This is a genomic window from Vibrio alfacsensis (genome assembly GCF_019670485.1).
GTDB lineage: Bacteria > Pseudomonadota > Gammaproteobacteria > Enterobacterales > Vibrionaceae > Vibrio > Vibrio alfacsensis.
The window spans coordinates 157,004-175,956 of sequence record NZ_AP024166.1 but is presented as its reverse complement, the minus strand read 5'-3'; the positions used below and the strand labels follow the sequence as shown (position 1 = coordinate 175,956).

Annotated in this window: 14 protein-coding genes; 7 read left to right on the top strand and 7 right to left on the bottom strand. The window is 42.9% G+C overall.

What is annotated here, in order from left to right; all coding sequences use genetic code 11:
• Positions 1 to 139: 139 nt before the first annotated feature.
• Positions 140 to 658: an NUDIX hydrolase gene (locus tag VA249_RS15460; RefSeq protein WP_221071371.1), complete on the bottom strand. Its 519-nt coding sequence runs from the start codon at positions 656 to 658 to the stop codon at positions 140 to 142.
• 257 nt (positions 659 to 915) lie between these two features.
• Between VA249_RS15460 and VA249_RS15455 the strand changes: the two genes are divergently transcribed.
• A complete protein-coding gene (locus VA249_RS15455; RefSeq protein WP_128812556.1) occupies positions 916 to 1,176 on the top strand; it encodes a putative hemolysin in 261 nt (86 codons plus the stop codon).
• Between the two features lie 250 nt (positions 1,177 to 1,426).
• A complete protein-coding gene (locus tag VA249_RS15450; RefSeq protein WP_221071370.1) occupies positions 1,427 to 2,086 on the top strand; it encodes a hypothetical protein in 660 nt (219 codons plus the stop codon).
• Positions 2,087 to 2,151: 65 nt separating this feature from the next.
• On the opposite strand, the gene VA249_RS15445 is transcribed toward VA249_RS15450, so the two are convergent.
• A complete protein-coding gene (locus VA249_RS15445) occupies positions 2,152 to 2,994 on the bottom strand; it encodes a YdcF family protein (RefSeq protein ID WP_221071369.1) in 843 nt (280 codons plus the stop codon).
• Positions 2,995 to 3,183: 189 nt separating this feature from the next.
• On the opposite strand from VA249_RS15445, the gene VA249_RS15440 reads away from it, so the two are divergent.
• Both VA249_RS15440 and VA249_RS15435 read left to right on the top strand, forming a co-directional pair.
• Complete coding sequence (locus VA249_RS15440; protein WP_221071361.1) at positions 3,184 to 4,554, top strand: L-serine ammonia-lyase; 1,371 nt, start codon at positions 3,184 to 3,186, stop codon at positions 4,552 to 4,554.
• A 480-nt stretch (positions 4,555 to 5,034) separates the two neighbouring features.
• Positions 5,035 to 6,519, top strand: a complete 1,485-nt coding sequence (locus VA249_RS15435) for a peptide MFS transporter (protein ID WP_221071359.1) — start codon at positions 5,035 to 5,037, stop codon at positions 6,517 to 6,519.
• Positions 6,520 to 6,618: 99 nt separating this feature from the next.
• On the opposite strand, the gene VA249_RS15430 is transcribed toward VA249_RS15435, so the two are convergent.
• The 4 genes from VA249_RS15430 to VA249_RS15415 all read right to left on the bottom strand — a co-directional run bounded on the left by VA249_RS15430 (position 6,619) and on the right by VA249_RS15415 (position 11,753).
• Positions 6,619 to 7,890, bottom strand: coding sequence for an Nramp family divalent metal transporter (locus VA249_RS15430; RefSeq protein WP_221071357.1), 1,272 nt, complete (start codon positions 7,888 to 7,890; stop codon positions 6,619 to 6,621).
• A 231-nt stretch (positions 7,891 to 8,121) separates the two neighbouring features.
• On the bottom strand, positions 8,122 to 8,895 hold the full coding sequence (locus VA249_RS15425; protein WP_221071354.1) for a phosphotransferase enzyme family protein: 774 nt from the start codon (positions 8,893 to 8,895) through the stop codon (positions 8,122 to 8,124).
• A 219-nt stretch (positions 8,896 to 9,114) separates the two neighbouring features.
• Complete coding sequence (locus VA249_RS15420; RefSeq protein ID WP_221071352.1) at positions 9,115 to 10,086, bottom strand: outer membrane beta-barrel protein; 972 nt, start codon at positions 10,084 to 10,086, stop codon at positions 9,115 to 9,117.
• Positions 10,087 to 10,628: 542 nt separating this feature from the next.
• Positions 10,629 to 11,753, bottom strand: coding sequence for a M14 family metallopeptidase (locus VA249_RS15415; protein WP_221071350.1), 1,125 nt, complete (start codon positions 11,751 to 11,753; stop codon positions 10,629 to 10,631).
• 275 nt (positions 11,754 to 12,028) lie between these two features.
• On the opposite strand from VA249_RS15415, the gene VA249_RS15410 reads away from it, so the two are divergent.
• The gene (locus VA249_RS15410) at positions 12,029 to 15,355 is read left to right on the top strand and encodes a mechanosensitive ion channel domain-containing protein (RefSeq protein ID WP_225927139.1); all 3,327 of its coding nucleotides are present in this window, start codon (positions 12,029 to 12,031) and stop codon (positions 15,353 to 15,355) included.
• A 108-nt stretch (positions 15,356 to 15,463) separates the two neighbouring features.
• Here the strand turns inward: VA249_RS15410 and VA249_RS15405 are convergent, their stop codons facing one another.
• Positions 15,464 to 16,003: an NUDIX domain-containing protein gene (locus tag VA249_RS15405; RefSeq protein WP_128812548.1), complete on the bottom strand. Its 540-nt coding sequence runs from the start codon at positions 16,001 to 16,003 to the stop codon at positions 15,464 to 15,466.
• Between the two features lie 246 nt (positions 16,004 to 16,249).
• On the opposite strand from VA249_RS15405, the gene VA249_RS15400 reads away from it, so the two are divergent.
• Positions 16,250 to 16,711, top strand: coding sequence for a hypothetical protein (locus VA249_RS15400; RefSeq protein ID WP_128812547.1), 462 nt, complete (start codon positions 16,250 to 16,252; stop codon positions 16,709 to 16,711).
• Positions 16,712 to 16,890: 179 nt separating this feature from the next.
• On the top strand, positions 16,891 to 18,873 hold the full coding sequence (locus tag VA249_RS15395; RefSeq protein WP_221071349.1) for a hypothetical protein: 1,983 nt from the start codon (positions 16,891 to 16,893) through the stop codon (positions 18,871 to 18,873).
• Positions 18,874 to 18,953: the final 80 nt, after the last annotated feature.

Sequence of the window (18,953 nt, the reverse complement as noted above, 5' to 3'; positions counted from 1 at the left end):
ATATAAAACAGCTATTGTATTTACATATTGATACAAATACCAAATGATAAAAATGACGCTTCGCTTGCGCGTCTGGAATAAGTCCGGGTTCCGGGGGGGAGCTCGGACTTTTTTAATGGTAAAAATTCGCGAACTAAAACTACAGCAACTCTTTCACAATAAGTTGCAGCAAAAACGTTTCTCGCTCGATGCTCATGCCTTTTTTAGGACTTTCCGCCATCGTTTTTTCATTATGAGCAATCGCCTCGTGTACATTCATCCAAACTGGGCGCATGCCATTTTTTATTTCATAATCTTCATAAGACGTCTCGCCTAATTCACGAGCAATTTTACAGGTGTAGCAATATGAGGTCATGTGCATCACATCCGCATCGTCTTTGTACCACGGTCTAAATTCTTCAAAAATACCAAATGGTTTAATGTTGTGAATATTCTGCGCACCCGTTTCTTCTTCTAGTTCACGAACCAAACCCGCAATAACATCTTCCCCCTCATCAATACCGCCTCCAGGAAGCGTGTAATCGTGATAACGCTCAGTATAAAGAAGCAGTACATCTTCACCATCTAATACGATGGCGCGCGCTGCATTCCGCTTTGCGATAATTTTGTCATCCAAATGTTCGATGTCTGGGTGCGTCGTGGTTTTTAAATGTCTCATCACAGATTCCGCCGTAATTATTTTGTCCGCATACTACCGAAATTTATGAGTATACCCAAGTGACTTCAAGGTGCGGAATTCAGAGCTTTGTTACTGATTCAGGCCCAATGAAACATAAACACATGAATAGTGAGCAGATTCTAAATTTGGTAACAAATTCATCGTCGGGTCGAGCTTTTAACAAACATAGGACATTATTTTGCTGAAAGTCTCCTATAATCAACACACTACTCGTCAATCCCATGTGGAGATTAAGAATGAATAAGACAGCGTTAGGAACAGCAATGGCAGCGGCGATCATACTGGCAGGTTGTTCTACTTATGAGGGGGCGACTCGCTCTAATGAATACACATCAGCCGCCAACCCAGCCGCCGTTTACTGTGTTCAACAGGGTGGAGAGTTAGAAACGGTCACTGAAAATGGTGAACGCGTAACATACTGTCTGCTATCTGAGAACGAACGTGTAGAACAATGGGAATACTACCGTAGAAATCACAAGCAAGATGACAACTCGTAACAAACGCGCAATCTTAGATTTCACAATTCCAAAAAAAGGAGCGCTATGCTCCTTTTTATTTCTCAATTAACCAATAACTTTCTTGTACTTAGCCCCTCTTTCTTTTCATTTACCGTACTCAAATACGATATTGAACGGCGTTTTATTCCTGACATTCCCCTGACATTACTTTCCAAGTGGTTAATAAAATTCTTTGCACATCACGAATTTTCACTTTTTTTCCACATTTTTACTGCAGCGGGTGGTCAGGATGAAAACAGACACGGTCCAACAAACCGATTCGGTACAATCAAATGTCATCACCGAAGAGACAAAGCGCACAATTTACAAATCAATGTTAAGTGCTCTGACGATTGTAGCTATTAGCATATTAGTCAATCTAAGTATTCGAGTTGATTATGTCTTGTTAGGGTCGAGCCTTGGCGAAACATCCGTTACTGAGACTCTACAACTGATTATGCTAGCCGTTGCTTCTTGGTCATTCTATCGTATATCAAAACAAGAGCCTCAAGTCTCTCATGCGGCAATCCTAATCTCTGGTTTCTTCGCCGTATTGATGATCCGTGAAATGGACTACTGGATGGATATGATTCATCACGGTTCTTGGGTATTCCCAGCCTTAGCGGTTACCGCTCTAGCTTGTGCAAAAGCGTACCAAGGTGGTAAAGCAACCGTAAATGAAATGGCAACGATTCTTCAATCACCATACATGAAACTGCTTATTGGTTCGGTAGTCTTGTTATTGGTGTTTTCACGCCTATACGGCATGGGTAGCTTCTGGCAACATGTCATGAACGAGCATTATGTACGTGATGTTAAAAACATCTCCGAAGAGGGCATGGAGCTTCTTTGTTACAGCCTAATTGCATTGAGTGCGGTTCGTACTCACCGTGAACTTACCGGTAAGTGATCTGATATCACGTTAGACAATTAGACAATTAGACAAGCGCTAAAATAAACCCGTATTTACTTCGATTAACATTCGGTGGCGGCCTCTGGATCAAGTTGTTGATTTAATGCGGTCAATATCGGATGAAAGACGGATAGCGCTTCTTCCGCGAGTAACACTGAATCATCAAAGGCCGTAACTTCAACGGCCTTTTTCATTTCTGAAATTTGTCTTTGAATACCGTCATCTAACTTTAAGGTTTCGAGCCTTTCTATGGCGCTAAGAGCAATAGCAAGTGGTTTGGACTTTACTTTTGAAAGCTCACGCTTAAAAACGCCGCGCCTTACACCCTCTAAGTACACCCGATAAGTCGTGAGTTCATCACACAGCAAGAAAGCCTCCGCCAATTTCCCGGAATGGGGATATGGCACACTGATATGCTCATGCATCACTAAAGGTATATCCAATTCAATATTCTTCTGTGCACAGTGCATTTTGAGCACACGTAATAGCCCTTGCTCATCCATCAACGTTTGAATTTCGATGATCCGTTCTAAATGATATTGGCTAGAAAGAAGAAGCACTTTGATTGATTGTCCCATTTTACACAAACCACTTTTGTGTAACTCGAAAGCAGCATTCTGCATATTTTCAACCGTATTCAACGAACGGTTTTCAACGATGATTTGCTGCGGGGGAAAGACCACACCTCTCGCCGAACTAAGCTGTAAAAAATAGGCGTGCATCGCATCAGCTTCAGAAAGTACGTTTCCTTGTGTCACGCCACCACAAAATACGATCGCAGTAGAAGAAAAACACAAGCGGCCTAAAGCATCGACCAACGCCTCGACTCTTGTTCGCCCTTCTGCCGTCAGTTGATTTCCCACCAACCTTTTACCAAGAACAATAACGACCTTGTTTAACTTCATTATCTAGCTCTCAATTACTCATACTTTACCGAACATTTTGTATACAAACATCGGCTTTACCCATACCATTTAATGATTAACAATAAATTAACAACGTCATTTTAAACATTTGCCGCATACCCGTAACCTCAAACGCCAGATTTGGCGAGAGACTTGGGCATTTCAGTCTACAGATACAGGAAGTCAATCATGCTGTCGATTTTCGATATTTTTAAAGTTGGAGTGGGTCCATCCAGTTCCCACACAAACGGTCCCATGCTTGCTGGTTATCACTTTACTCAATTATTGAACGACTCTATGGCGAAAGTCCACAAGGTTCAAGTTGACCTGTATGGTTCTTTGTCATTGACAGGAAAAGGTCACCACACCAACCGTGCCGTTGTTCTCGGACTAATGGGAAACAAGCCAGACACCATCAAAATGACGAGCGCAAAACACGCCCTTCAACACACCATGGAGCATGGCACATTATCCGTCGCGGGTGTCCATGAAATCGAGTTCAGCTATGATCACGATATTGTGTTCCACAGTGACAATCTACCTCTGCATGAAAACGGCATGATGATTACGGCTTTCGATGCGGCAGGAGGACAAGTCGAGTTTGAAACTTACTATTCGATTGGCGGCGGCTTTATTGCGACCGCCGCAGAGCTAGAAAATGGCAGCAGCCAAACTGAAGTCTCAGTGCCTTTCCCTTTCTCTTCCGCTGATGAGATGTTGGAAAAAGCGGAGCGATATGGATTAAGCATCGGCGGCATGATCTTACAAAATGAATGCGCCTTTCGTAAGCCAGATGAGATCGTCAATAAAGCCGACCAAATCTGGAAAGTCATGTCACTTTGTATGCAACGAGGGTTCGATACGGAGGGCATTCTTGAAGGTGGATTGAATGTCACTCGCAGAGCCCCTAACCTACTAAAAAAATTGGAAGCAAACGCAGCCATTGAAAACGATCCGATGGAAATCATGGATTGGATTAACTTATTCGCCTTTGCCGTTAGTGAAGAGAACGCCGCCGGAGGACAAGTGGTTACCTCTCCAACCAACGGTGCAGCTGGCGTTATCCCAGCGGTTCTAATGTACTACCACCGTTTTATTAAAGAGCTCGATAATAAACAGTTGCAAGATTTCCTCGCCGTTGCCGGTGCGATTGGCATATTGTACAAAACCAATGCTTCCATCTCAGGAGCGGAAGTCGGTTGCCAAGGAGAAGTTGGCGTATCTTCTTCCATGGCGGCGGCTGGCTTAACCGCACTCCGAGGGGGCAGCAACGAACAAATCTGTATTGCCGCTGAAATTGCTATGGAACACTCATTAGGCATGACATGCGACCCAATTGGTGGGCTTGTGCAAGTACCGTGCATTGAGCGCAATGCGATGGGCGCAATGAAAGCCATCAACGCCTCTCGCATGGCGCTAAAACGTACAAGTAAATGTTTAATTTCATTAGATAAAGTTATCGAAACCATGTATCAAACAGGAAAAGACATGAACAAAAAGTATCGTGAAACTTCGCTTGGTGGGTTAGCGATCATTCATATGGCCCCTCCTTGCGAATAGCGTACGCTTTCCATTCTCTGCTTATTAATATTTTTCATTGTTGGCGGAAGATATTTCGCCAACAATCCTGATTTGGCCAACGCTAAGATTTACGGCAATACTACGAATTATGGCAATACACAGAACTGTGAGCATGATCTCGATGCTATTTCTCGCTTGATATTGTTTTATCGACGCCTCAAAAACTTAGATTCCAGATTAGTATAATTTGCTAATAATTTTAGATTTTAAAGTTATTTAGCCTCATTTGACCCACTTGATCCAGCTCAATGCATTATCCAAGCAAACGTTTTGCATTGGAAAATATAGTGCATTCTCTCCCGTTTATGCGACAATTGTTTCAATCTGTAACATCGCGTTTAAGTAACCTTTAACAGCAATAATGACGACAGATATCCAAATCACTCCAAAAGGAGCTATTCTGCTGGGCGTGATTTAGGTATTTGAATATCCCCACCTCGCAATAGTGAGCATGAGAATATGTGGAACAAACTAAATAAATCTATGATGTTCTGCCAAATGATGTTTGGCTTATCATTTTATGGCGTGTTAGTGAGCCTAACGCGTTTCTTTTTAGAAGATCTAAATTACAACGAAGCCGATACCATGATGATCGTGGGTGCCTTTTCTGCTATCGGTCCTTTGTTTGCGATTGCTGGTGGCTTCATTGCCGACAAATTTTTAGGTGCTTACCGTTCTTTGACGATCAGCTTCGTAGCATTCGCATCAGGTTATGTATTGCTCGTTTTGGGAGCCTCCGCAACCAACGTCCCTCTATCTATGTGTGGTATTGCCCTTGCTAGTTACGGTCGTGGTTTGATGTCGCCATCTTACCCTAGCCTATATAAGCGCACGTTCCGTTCTCAAGAAGACTTTGAGAAAGGCTACCCAATCAACTATTCCGTCAACAACGTAGGGGCTTTTCTAGGTCAGTACTTGTTCCCAATGCTTGTGCTTGTTATCGGCTTTAATGGTGGCTTTGTCATTTCAACCGTCATGGCAACTGCCGCTTTGGTTATGCTCATTGCATTCCGTAAAGGACTGGTCGGGGTCGCTTCTGAGCTTGACAAAAAATCCGTTAGTCTCCAAAACTGGATTTTCTTTGCATTAATCTCTGTAGCAATGATTGCCCTAGTGTTCTTCATGTTCTCCAACATGGATATTGGCCAAAACATTGTTTACGCGATTGGTGGTGCAGCGATTCTTTACTTTGTCTCTCTCATGCTAAAAGCAAGCAAAGCTGAATCACTAAAGATGGGGACGATCTTAATCGTGACATTCCTGACCACATGTTTCTTCGTTTACTATGGCCAGATGATGACTTCAATGAACATGGTAGCAATCAATACATTAAAAGGATCGCTATTCGGTTTCATTCCGCTCGAGCCAGAAGCAGCAATGGCAATGAATCCTCTATGGTGTATGGTTGGTGGCCCTATTGTGGCTGGTCTCTTTGGCATGCTGGAGAAACGTGATATTCACCTGTCGACTGCCACTAAGATTGCTTTGGCGTTCGTACTAACCGCTATTGCGTTTGGCATCCTGACCTTTGCAGTGACTACCGTTGGTGACGACATTGTGATCATGCCAGAAGTCTTCTTAGTGATTCATTTCTTCCAAGCTATTGCAGAAGTAATTGTTGGATCAATGGTTGTCGCATTCATCTTATCCGTTGCGCCGAAGCACATTGAGAACTTCTCTGTGAGCTTATTCTCTGTCGCTATTGCTTTAAGTGGTATTGTTGGTGCTGCATTCTCGACCACCATCGCGCTAGAAAAAGGCCAAGAAATCACACAAGAAATCGTTCAGCACGTCTATGGTGATTACTTCCAACTACTTACTATTCTTGCGGTTGTGATGGTTGGTATTGCACTAGCAGCCTCTTTCATCATCCGTAAAATGCTTGAAGCAGCAAAACGTAGCGAAGCAGAAATGGAATTGGTTGAAGCAAACGCAGAAAGTTAATGTCTCTATTTCCTCTCTTATTCTGAGACAAAAGCGGAAGCCAATTGGCTTCCGCTTTTTTATCGACAAGAGGACTCATTCTCCTCAACTCGGAATACCTCAGGCCATCAAGGTCACCATTAAATATGCATTTAGCGCTAGCACCAACGTAACGATAACCATACCAGAGTAAGAAACCCACTTGCTGTTTTTGAACTCCCCCATCAAGCGCTCACTATTTGTAAAGATAAGCAATGGAATAATCGCAAGCGCAATACCAAAACTCAGTACTACTTGGCTCATCACCAAAATATCGGTGGTATTCATACCAAGGCCAATCACAACGAATGACGGTGCCATGGTAATCAATCGGCGAACCCACATTGGGATAGAAAAGCGCACAAAACCTTGCATCACCACCTGCCCCGCCATCGTACCCACCACAGTAGAAGATAAGCCAGAAGCTATCAATGACACACCAAACAATATCGAAGCGGCTTTGCCAACAAGCGGAGTGAGCGTCATATAGGCTGTTTCTATCTCAGCCACATGTTGATTGCCTGAATAGTGGAACACTGCCGCGGCCATTGCCACAATCGCGATATTCACAAAGCCTGCAATCACCATCGCAATCAACACATCGAAGCGAGTGGTTCTAAGCCATGTTCTAGTGCTTTCGCCATAACTATTTTTAAACAATGCAGAATGAAGATAAATCACATGAGGCATCACGGTTGCCCCCAAAATCCCTGCGGCAAGGTAAATTTGGTGTGAATCAGTAAAGGTTGGGGTTAGCAAACCTTTTACCATTTCTGTTCCTGCTGGATGCGCAAAGAACAACTCAGCAATGTAAATTACAGCGACAAGCATCAACAAAGAGCCAATCACGACTTCTAATGGTTTCTGCCCTTTCTGATTAAGCATTAGGATCATCACGGTCACCACCGCCGTAATCATCGCACCTTCCATTAAGCTGATGCCAAATACCAGCTGAAAGCCTACCGCAGCACCAATGAACTCCGCTAAATCAGTAGCGATGGCAATCACTTCTGCTTGAATCCAATAAAAGCCAACTGCCCACTTATTGGGCAAATGGTCTCGCAAATGTTCAGCAAGATTTTTACCCGTTACGATCCCCAGTTTCGCTGATAAATACTGAATCAACATCGCCATTAAGTTCGCCCAAAGTACTACCCAAAGTAGTTGGTAACCAAATGAAGATCCCGATTCAATATTCGTCGCAAAGTTGCCTGGATCGATGTAACCAATAGCAGCAATAAACGCCGGGCCAAGCATCAATAATTTGCGCTTTATTTTGTTGAATGCCGAAGCTTTTTGCGTGGCAGTCGTATCTAAATGCATGGACGCACTATTTATAGAGACATTACTCATCGCGTTTTCCTCTCAAGTCGATGAGAAGAATCATACGCCCACACAAATGAGAATCAATATCATCTAAATAACTAAAAATGAAACGTTAGATTTCGACAATTAATTTTAAATTATCGATAAACAAAAGCTATCAAAAGTTCTTCAAAGAGATACTTTGTATGCCTAATCTAACTTCGATTCGGGATAAGAAAGTCTACATTGCTGAATGGCTTAGGTTATCCCGATATGAAGTTAATCTAATAAACCTTGCGTTATGACCCGTCGATGTTTACGCAGATACTCAATATCCTGTAAATAAGCATCGTGGTGGCAGTCTTGCATATTTGCATGGAAACTCGCATCACCTTTTGTCGCCATAGTTCGCATATAATCAACCAGCGCGGTCAGTCGAAGTGTCATGACTTCAACCAACTCTTCTCGATCTAAGCGAGAACAGCCATAACTGTCGCAGAATAGTTTTGCGCGGCGTATTTGCTCTTCTAGCGTCCCCAATTTGTCATATTCGTTGGTTTTAAACGGTGCCCAACCATAAACTGACATGGCAATATCCCAGACTCTTGGGGCTGGATGAATGGTATCAAAATCAAACACGCCAACAACACACTCCCCATCCAAGGCTACGTTGTATGGCATAAAATCACCATGGCAAATTACTTCTTTCGGAAGCCGTTCGGGCAGCATCCAGTGAAGCACGGTATCTTGATGGTTGTTCAGAAAGTTGGCAGATGCATCGTGCAAATTTCTGAGCATTTTCGCGGCAGATTTTAACGCCGTAATTGAACCGACAGAGCCACATAGAGGATAGTTATAGGATTGCCCCTCCACATACGTCAGTATTTCTTTACCTTTTTCTATAGAAATCGGTCTTGGGCAAGCGTGAAAGCCATTTGAATGCAAATGCTCAAGAAACAGATGTACCGTCATCGTCCAATGGTTTGCCGGACGAAGTACAACATCATCTTTGCGATAGATCGCCCGTTCTCGGCCACCTTGCAACGTTTCCATACGACTCCTTAAGCATCGTGCTCAGTGGTTAGAGCAGGCAATAAGCATGAAAAACTCAACAAGGCGTCAGTTTATCACTGAGTTTACAAACAAGATTTAAAGGAAGAGCGAGACTGTTAGCTAAATCGCATTCTCATATTTTTAAAAACAAGAATATAGAGGATCAAAAAAGCCAGCACAAAAGTACTGGCTTCTTAACGTTACGGTTTCAACAATAGATTATTGAGCTTGTACCGTTTCTTTGTATTGGAATGCAGGAACAACCACTTCTACACGACGGTTCTCTTCACGACCTTCACGAGTTTCGTTACTTGCTACTGGGTTAGCTTCACCCATACCTTTTACAGTCATACGCTCTGCTGCAATACCTTCCGCTTTGAACTGTTCAGCAACGGCTTCTGCACGCTTCTCAGTTAGCGCTTGGTTGTACGCTTCAGAACCTGTTGTATCGCTGTAACCAGTGATTTCAACTTGAGCTTGTGGGTAAGTGTTCATTAGTTCGATAGTTGTAGATAGACGAGATGCATCTTGAACTTCTGCGCTTTCTAGACCAAATTGAACCGTTTCCACTTGAGCTGGGTACACGTGCTCAACGATACGTGCCGCAGGACGAGCTTCTACCACTTCTTCTACGACTTCTTCAACAACAACTGGCTCTGAACCGAACTTGTAGTTGAAACCAAGACCAAAGTAGTTTGCATCCATGTCAGAAATTACGTTATCAGACATGTTTTCGAAACGTTGGTATTCAGCACGTAGGCTTAGGTTGTAGTTTACTTTGTACTCTGCACCTAGAGAGCCAGTTGGTACGATGTCTTTCTCATCACCAGCCATCATGTATGCCGCACCCGCTTTAGCGAATAGGTTGAATGAATCAGTAACTGGTAGGTTGAACTTAGGCGCAAGAGTGATTGCCCATAGGTCACCGTCTACTGTGTTTTTACCCGCTTTATCAAAGTTAGCTTTGAATGAGCCTAGGTAATCAACGCCGTACTCAGCTGCAACGTATTCGTTGAAGTTGTAACCTAGGTGCATAGATGCTGCAAAGCTATCATCATCACAAGGTGCATTTAGGTGACAAGCATCATTTAGAGCGTTGTAACCTAGTTTGCCACCCATGTAAGTGTCTGCAACTGCTGCATTTGATAGGCCAGTTACTACTGCTGCCACTGCTAGAGCGATTTTTTTCATTATTTTATTTCCTTTTTCGCGAAGGTGACCCAATCTAGTCAGCACCAGCTAGAATGCAGATGTTTCAAGTTAGAACCTTGCTTTATTATGATTTTAAAACCGTGTCTGTTAATCCAAATATATCCATCCTAAAAGAACTCAAATACCCTCTATAAACCTCGATATCTTTCATCACCAATATTGGGCATATTGATTAACAATTTTTGTGTAATCGTTGCTTACTGGAATATCGAGTCAGATGGTAATAAAGCGACGTAAGCCGCAATAACGCTCGCACACAAGAAGACCCTCTATACGTAACGTTTTGGTTCTAGGAAAGTTTTGTGACACAAATCTCAAAAGCACTCTAACAGAATGTTTACCTTTATATCAATTAAAATGCCTTTTATTACGATAAAAATATTTTATCGACAACCAAATAAGCAGCTGATTTTGCGCAATTAACACGTTAAGTGATGACAAAGAGAGCACTATAGGATTCTAAGATAGGAAAGTTCTGACAACGCCACAGTCACAAGCAGACAAACTGTGGCGCTACTTAACTATATTTTGTGTGATACTGCCAAAGTTGCTGCCAACACATCTTGACCAAATAATACACTACGCTCCGGAGACCAACCATACAACGGATCTGGATGGTTGTTGTTGTCCTTAAACGGCATTTCTATTGTATATGACAAACACTTAAATTGTTCTGCTACCCAGTTTGAACCGACGGTCAGATTTGCCTTACCCGGCTCATCTTTGTCGTAACCTACGTCATCTTGAAATTCTGGCGTGATCGTTAATAACGCGCTTTTAAACATCTTTTCAAGTTCTGCCAGACTCTCATCGTAGGATGGAATACCCTCTGAACCAGCAACAAAGTTATAAGGGATCGCCTCATCACCATGAACGTCTAAAAACATATCAACACCCGTTTCTAGCATACGCTCACGAACGAGGAAGACTTCTGGACTCTTCTCCATTGATGGCGTCTGCCATTCACGGTTTAAATTTACACCTACTGCGTTTGTACGCAAATGACCACGAATGCCACCATCTGGGTTCATGTTTGGTACGACATAAAGTACCGCTTTTTCTAATAATGCGCGCGCTACTGTATCGTTTTCATCTAATAGACGCTGAATCATGCCCTCCATGAACCATTCAGCCATTGTCTCACCAGGGTGTTGACGGGCAATCATCCAGATTTTCTTTCTGCTTTCTTCAGGCTCACCAAAAGTCAATAAACTCATGTCATTGCCATCAAGCGTATGACCCAATGTTTCAAGTTGGCAATGATGAGCGCTTTGTGCCATGTGTAACAAGTCTAGATGGCGATCGTATGTATAAGGTGCAAAATACGCAAAGTAAACTGAGCTGCGCTCAGGAATCACCGTGAAAGTCAGGGTGTCACCATCAAATTCTGTTGGGATTCGAAACCATTCTTCACGGTCATACGATGCGACAACATCGTACCCTTGCCATCCCTCTGGATATGCAGACTTCGCCAAATCCAATAACTTAATCGTATGGGACTGCTCCGTTTCGGTTTCTAAACGGAAGTGGAACCACTGGTAGAATTCCGACATGTTGTCTTTTGGGATTTTAAGCTGAATATCATTTTTATCCTCGGCTTTCACTACGTGAATACTGCCGCTGTCAAAATTGCTGAATACTTTCATTGTATGACTCACCTTTTGCATCTGAGTTTAAGAGAAAGAGGCTAACACAAAGGCGGTTCTGCCCCCTACGAGTTTGTGGTCGTCATTTCATCTAAACCTAAACCTAAACCACGTAGAGTGTAGATAAAACTTAAGCCTCTCTTCCAATCTTAAGAGTCAACGGGGATATATACGCCTCTCTAGTCACACTTTTCATCCAAATTAAGAAAAAAAGCACCCTTTCAATCTAACGTATACACTTAATTTTATTGAATAAGCATGATTTGGAGACCGATGTGAGCAAGCTTGTGAATGGTAGTTTTTGCAAAATCAGTTTTAGCAAGATAGTAAGTTATTTAATCACCTTTTCCTGCTTAATACTCGCAGAAAAAACCCTTGCACAAGAATTGCCCAACGCTCAGTTTATCCAAAATGAAATAACCCGCCTCAATAGCGAGGAGCCCAAAAATGAGCTTCTCCTGACTCAGTATCAAACGCTGCTCAACCAAATCGATGGTTTTGATGCACAACGATCCTTAATCAAAGATTATCGCTCTATCGTTAGCCAATATCCTTTACAGAAAGAACGCTTGCTAAAGCAAATTGAACAAGCTGAGCAATTGGATTTATTACAAACCAAACAACTCGACAGCTATAGCGACTTATCTCAATCTATCGCGTCCCTGCAAGCGGCCATAAACGAATGGAGCAACACCTCAAAAGCAAATGCAGAGATAAGCATTCAACTCACGACTGATCGTAAAACCTTACCCGTTTCTTTAGCGCAACTCAGCCAACAGTTGGAACAAGCATCGATCATCAAAAACGACAACGGCTCCGACATTGAACAATGGCTGCAGTTATCCAATTTAACCTATCTAAAACTACAGCAAGAAGCCACAGCTGCCGAACTTCAAAGTCTCGATGAACGAACCGAACTATTAAGACTTGAGCAAAAGCTGCTCGACAGAAAAATCCAACTCGCTTCCCCTTTGCTGATTACACTTCAAGATAAGTTGACTCGCGTCGAACAAGCATCAGTCAAAAACCTTATCGCTGACGTTCGCTCATTAGAAACTGACATCGAACCATCAGATCTTATAGCGGTACAGAGCTTTGCTACCGTCACTCAATATGCAGACGAGTTAGAGCAAATATTGGCAACCATTGAACAATCACGTATTGAAAAGCAGCAATTGGAAGTAGAAAGAAGAAGCCTTGCCGAAGAACAACGCCTCATTAAAGACAATCTCTCTTGGTTAAAAAACAGTACTGCTTTTGGTGCGTCAATTCGTGCACAGCTGCAACGACTTCCTAATCAAGTTGGAGACAAATCAATCCCAGATGAAATTGCCGCCGCACACATTCGCAAATACGAAATAAGTCAAACGTTAGCGGATCATGCCTTAAATAGTGCCGTTCAATCGACACACAATAAAGGTCAATTGGTGGCGTCAACTCAAACTCAAACTCAAACTCAAACCAGAATAAACACCTTATCTCTAGAATTATTAAAACAGTTAACAACCGACTACGAAAAGCTGATCATTGCTCTGGGAAAGTTACAACTGACGATCAATCAATATTCACTAGAGGTCGACAGTGCACGTTCATTTTTAAGGGAACAACAATTTTGGACTCGTAGTAATGTGCCATTTTGGCAGCACATGACTGACTTTAGTAAAATCACTTGGTTTGGAGACGCAACACCTTTGCAATCCATGATTGAACGCACCGATATAGAGCGCCTAAAGCTGATCGGTATTGCTTTTGTTATCTACTCTGTAGTTCTGATTTACGGTCATGGTCGACTAAGAAAACGGGCGACTCAATTGCGTCATGACTATCAAAAAGCATTCGGTCACCCGTTACGTGATCGTTTTCAAAACACCATGTCTCTGCTCAGTATTGCCGCCATTCAAGCATTAGTGTTGCCTTTCGGACTCGTTCTGATGGCCTCGTCTCTTTTTTGGGTGTGGCCGATACCCAACGCAACCGAATCAAAAATGTTGATACTTGCCAGTGCTGGTGCACTGTTTTTTCTCGAGTTAATCTATGCGTTGAGCCCCACAAAAGGTCTACTCAATTTGCATCTAAATTGGCCTGATCATGTTTGCTTCTACTTGCATAAAGAGAGCCGAAAACTTCGTTTTCCATTGACCATTTTCTTATTGTGTATATTTTTTGCGGATTTGGTTGCAGGAGAACAAGAAGCCGAAATTTCGCGAATGTTCTTCCTTGTCCTGACCCTTGCCATGGCTCTTATCTATGCTGCGTTACTCAAACCAGAACGCATCCCTGCAGCATTGCCCTCCCCTGTAAATAAAGGATTGGGGTTACTCAGCTTAAAAGTACTGCTTTTTGGCTCTTTCTTTGCCATTGTCGTCATGGCGATACTCGGCCTCTTTATCGCTTCTTGGCTACTGTTGCTCTACCAACAATTAACACTATTTGTGATTCTTGGTGTTTTGTTTATTTATCAACTTGGCGAACGCTGGCTCAAACTCGAACACCGTCAGTTAAATTATCAACGGTTACTGGCCCGCCGTGAAGAACTGATTGCACAGCAACAAGAACAAGCTGAAGAACCACCAGAACTCGCCGAGCTCAGAGAAAATTTTCCTGAGGTCGAAGAAAAAAGCCTCGGTAGTGAACAAATCAGCGAGCAGTCCATGACTTTACTGCGTGGATTGTCTTTGATCGCATTGATTGCAGCCGTGCTCACGCTGTGGTCTAGCGCATTAGAAATGACTCGGTGGTTAGATAACGTCGTTATTTGGCAAGTCAGCGAAGCAGTCAGTGGCAGTTCCACACTCGTTGATGTGACTTTGCAATCACTTATCTATGCATTAACCATTCTTCTTGTCACCTTTGTCGGTGTACGCAACCTTCCCGGAATATTGGAGTTATTGGTTCTGAGGAGGCTTGAGCTTTCACCTGGCACAGGGTATGCGATTACTACATTATTGCGTTATCTGATTTTAATGACGGGCGTGCTGTCTGCATTTGCCATTCTCGGCTTTCAGTGGTCTCGACTACAGTGGTTAGTGGCCGCATTTGGTGTGGGGTTAGGCTTTGGTTTACAAGAGATATTTGCCAACTTCATTTCCGGCTTGATCTTACTATTTGAACGTCCAATTCGTATCGGTGACATTGTTACCATTAACGAACTCTCCGGAACCGTCAGCAAAATCCAAACCCGAGCGACCACTATCATCGATTGGGACAACAAAGAAATTGTCGTCCCCAATAAAACATTCATCACGGAAAAATTGATCAACTGGTCCTTAACCGACTCCATTACTCGCATCGTGATCCCGATTGGTGTCGCATACGGTTCTGATGTCAGTAAAGTAGAAGCATTGCTTTACAGAGTTGCTGAAGAACATCCATTGGTGCTAAACGATCCATCACCCTCAGTGTTCTTTCTTGCCTTTGGTGCGAGCAGTCTGGATTTTGAGCTTAGAGTACACATTAACTCTATCGATCACCGCCTATCAACCATTCACCTGATCAATAAAAATATCGACAAATTGTTCAAAGAGAATGATATTGAAATTGCGTTCCCGCAGATGGATGTACATGTTCGTGACTGGCCGCAACAAAACAACGCAACAGAATAACGAGGCGTTAGCAAATCTAGGGTCTGTTGACCTTTCGAGCTGATTTAAAATGTAACCTCGAAAGATAAACAGACCCTAAGTACGAACTTAGATTAACCTGAATTGAGGTTAAATGAGCCCTTTTAGTTTGGCTAACCCGTATGCAGCGATGGTGACACAATCTTTGATGTCACCATCAATCATCATTCGTTCAAATTCATCGACCGTGAATGAACGCGTAATTAAGTCTTCTTCTTCACGATCAAGTTGATTGCCAACCTGAGATAACTCGGTGGCCAAATAAACATGACACGTTTGATTCAAAAAACCATACGCAATGAATTGTGCCCCCACATACACCATCTTATTGGCGTGCATACCTGTCTCTTCTTTTAATTCACCTTTTGCGAGTTCAAGATGATCGGCTTCTGGATTTGATTCCCATGCCCCCTGCGGGATTTCCCAGCACCGTTGACCAATCGTATAACGGTACTGTTGCACCAAATGAATCACGTCATTATCAATCGCAATAATCGCAGCGCAATCGGGTTTATCCACCACCCCATAGATCCCTTCTGCTCCACTCGGGCGTAAAATTCTATCTTCACGCACTGTCATCCATTTGTTTTGATACACCACTTTGCTATCGAGCTGCTTGATGTCTGTCATATGTATCCTTACGGCTTGATTTTTGGCAATTGTTTTTAGGATAACGCGATTTTTACTCGCGTTTGTAGACGCTTTTCAAATTCAACGCGTTTATTTGAATTCAATATATCGCATCAAAATAATCATTCATTGAAATGATTTACATGGCGCAAAATGGCAATTTTTCATTTCAAATTACTCATATAGTAACTCCATCGACGCAAGGCATGACTTTGCAAACTTGTTCACTATTGATTGAGGGTTCTTATGAGCGCAGCAGATAAAGTCTACGGTTTCAACACACCACAACGTCTGTTTGTTGGTTATACCTTGGCGGTATTGGTAGACCTTACGGTACTGAACTTTTACGACGAATATTGGGATTTCGTCACCATTGACTCATTTACCATCTCTTTTGCGGCGGCATTGCTGCTTCAGTTACTACTCAAACTCTCGATTAAAGCTGAACACAAAATTGCCGAATACTTTAAATCGAAACCCGGCACCGCACCTAAAATTTATCGCGGTATTTCAACTTACGTTATCTTAGTCGGATCCAAGTTTGTCATGCTAGAAGCAATTAATATTCTTTTTGGTGACAAAGTTGACTTTAGTGGTCCTTGGAATGGTGTCGTTGCGTTCTTTGCTGTGGTATTCACTATTCTTATTTCCGAAGTGATTGTGGGTAAACTCTACTTCAAACTAGGTGAAAAAGATCCACAATCATAAACACATGAATTTCCACACTAAAAGCGCTGATTGTTCGGCGCTTTTTCTTGTATGTCCTGCTTACCTTAGAATGCTCAAACGAATAGATTGTCGTGAATATTCCTAACTGAAAATGTTCCTCCCATGGATTAACTATACTTTGTTGGTAATACATCCAATGTAGGCAGGGAGATCGCCCCATGATTGCTCAAGCTATCGTTCGACTAACAATGGCAATGAGCCTGATGTTCTGCACTTTGATAGGCTCAACAACATATGCCAACACTAACCCCGCACTTCGTATCTCATTAGAAGAAAAGCAGATACTGATGGAAATTAGAAACAACGTCTTTGGTGGTGCAAGGCTAGATGCGGCATTTCGACAAGCAACGATCTCAGGGCAGGAACCGCCCATATTCCCTTATGACGTAGATGATCGCGGGCTGATAATATGGGAGCTCGATCCAGCCCAAACACACGCATTTTCAAGCAATGTTGGTATCTTTCCCCCCTACCAGATCACGAGCGTAAACCCGATCGTCATTCATCGCTCTCCAATGGATGCAACGCGCTTTGAGGAGTTTCTTGAAGAAAAGGGATGGCAACGGTTAAGAGAGATGTTATTCCCGAAAAGGTTCTATGTTGTCGCGGATATCGGACTCACTACCCGTGCGGAGCAAGGTTATAAAGTCGACTTAAAAACGTTTGTTCAACTTCCAGGAAGCGACACCACATATCTATATCGATTTGCCAGCTATAAAGCGACGCCTGGAACTGACTTGTTGCAACTATCCAATTTGACACCAGCGCAAATACAACTCACCTCGTTGCCTCAACAATGGTCCGGCACACTGCTAACGAATGAGGGCAGTTTACATTGGACGGTTCCGCTCAAGACAAAAAAAACTGACATGTCAAAAATCAACAAACGCCAGCGCTTTTCACAGTGGTATCTTGATGCAAGTGAAAAGGTCTTAGGGCCAATGGGTAGCCTCTCTCGCTACTATTACGATGGCAGTTCAGTCAGTGCAAAGTTCATCGCAACCAAGCCAAAGTCTGCCGACATCCATCATGATTTTCCATGGGGGCAATTCGTTATAGGATCACCAAAAGCATTTGTACTGGCAGAAACAAGCGAGTTCTTAGTTCAACCCGTCACTTCCCCCGTACAGGTGCTTGCTGGTGGTGTTAGAGCATGTGCACTAGCGACTCAATCGAGCAATAGCTCAGAGCTTTTCAGCCACCTCATCGGTTGTGTACTAGAGGGACAAAGTCCACAAGATGTGTTTGCAACGCTGTTTGGCATTGCTCAATCTCAACCGACTGTGCTTCCGGCTCAAACCCTACCGACCTTATATTATGCGCTATTAGATATTTACCAAGGTCTGGGGATTCTTTATGGCATAGAAAAACCGAAGATGTTCTTCTCACTACTGACCGCACCAAAGACGTTGTTTATTAACTTTGAAATCCCCGCTAATCGTATCCGCGCATTTGAAAAAGCCTTTTTGCCTCCCTCGTTTGAACTCGCCAAAATGCGTTTTTATCCAGAGCAACGTAAAGCCGTTTACGCCGTATCGTTGAATATTTATCAATCGGTGGGGCAAAACCTCAATGGTTATCGAGCGGAATGGTCGACCTATGTCATCAACCCAGAAGAATCGGATCCGAAACCTAGGTTCAGTGTTTTAGAGGCACAAACTAACATCGGAGGGTTTGATCCGATTGTCGCACTAGAACGCTATCTACCCGGAATGGATTTTTCTAACCCGGCTACTTTAGCGCAATTAATCGAGCCGCCCTCCGATCAGTTCACCTATACAGAGAACATTGACGATGGGATTCAAGTCAGATTGAGAGACAACATAGAGGGAATAGTGCTAGATGTTGATATTCAGTATCCACCAACCTCTCAAATGCTCAAGACCAATCCCACGACAGAATGGATGGAAGCCAATGATTTTGTTTATTGGGGGAAAGTGGCAGATATTCTGAAATATGATCAACAGGTTATGTTTGCTGACTTACTGGTGTTCCCTGTGAAATCGACTGACCTGATTTCAGACTCCACTTTCGCTGAATATGTAAAACCAAAGCCGTTACCGATTATTATTTGGAACGGCGGGCAAGATATCGCGCTTGAGCCGTGGGGCAACCTCGAAGCAGTGATTGTTGATGAGTAAAGTGCTTATTGATGGATAAACGAGTTGTTAATGAATAAAGTAGATCATTAATGAACAATACAAAAACACCATCGTGCATT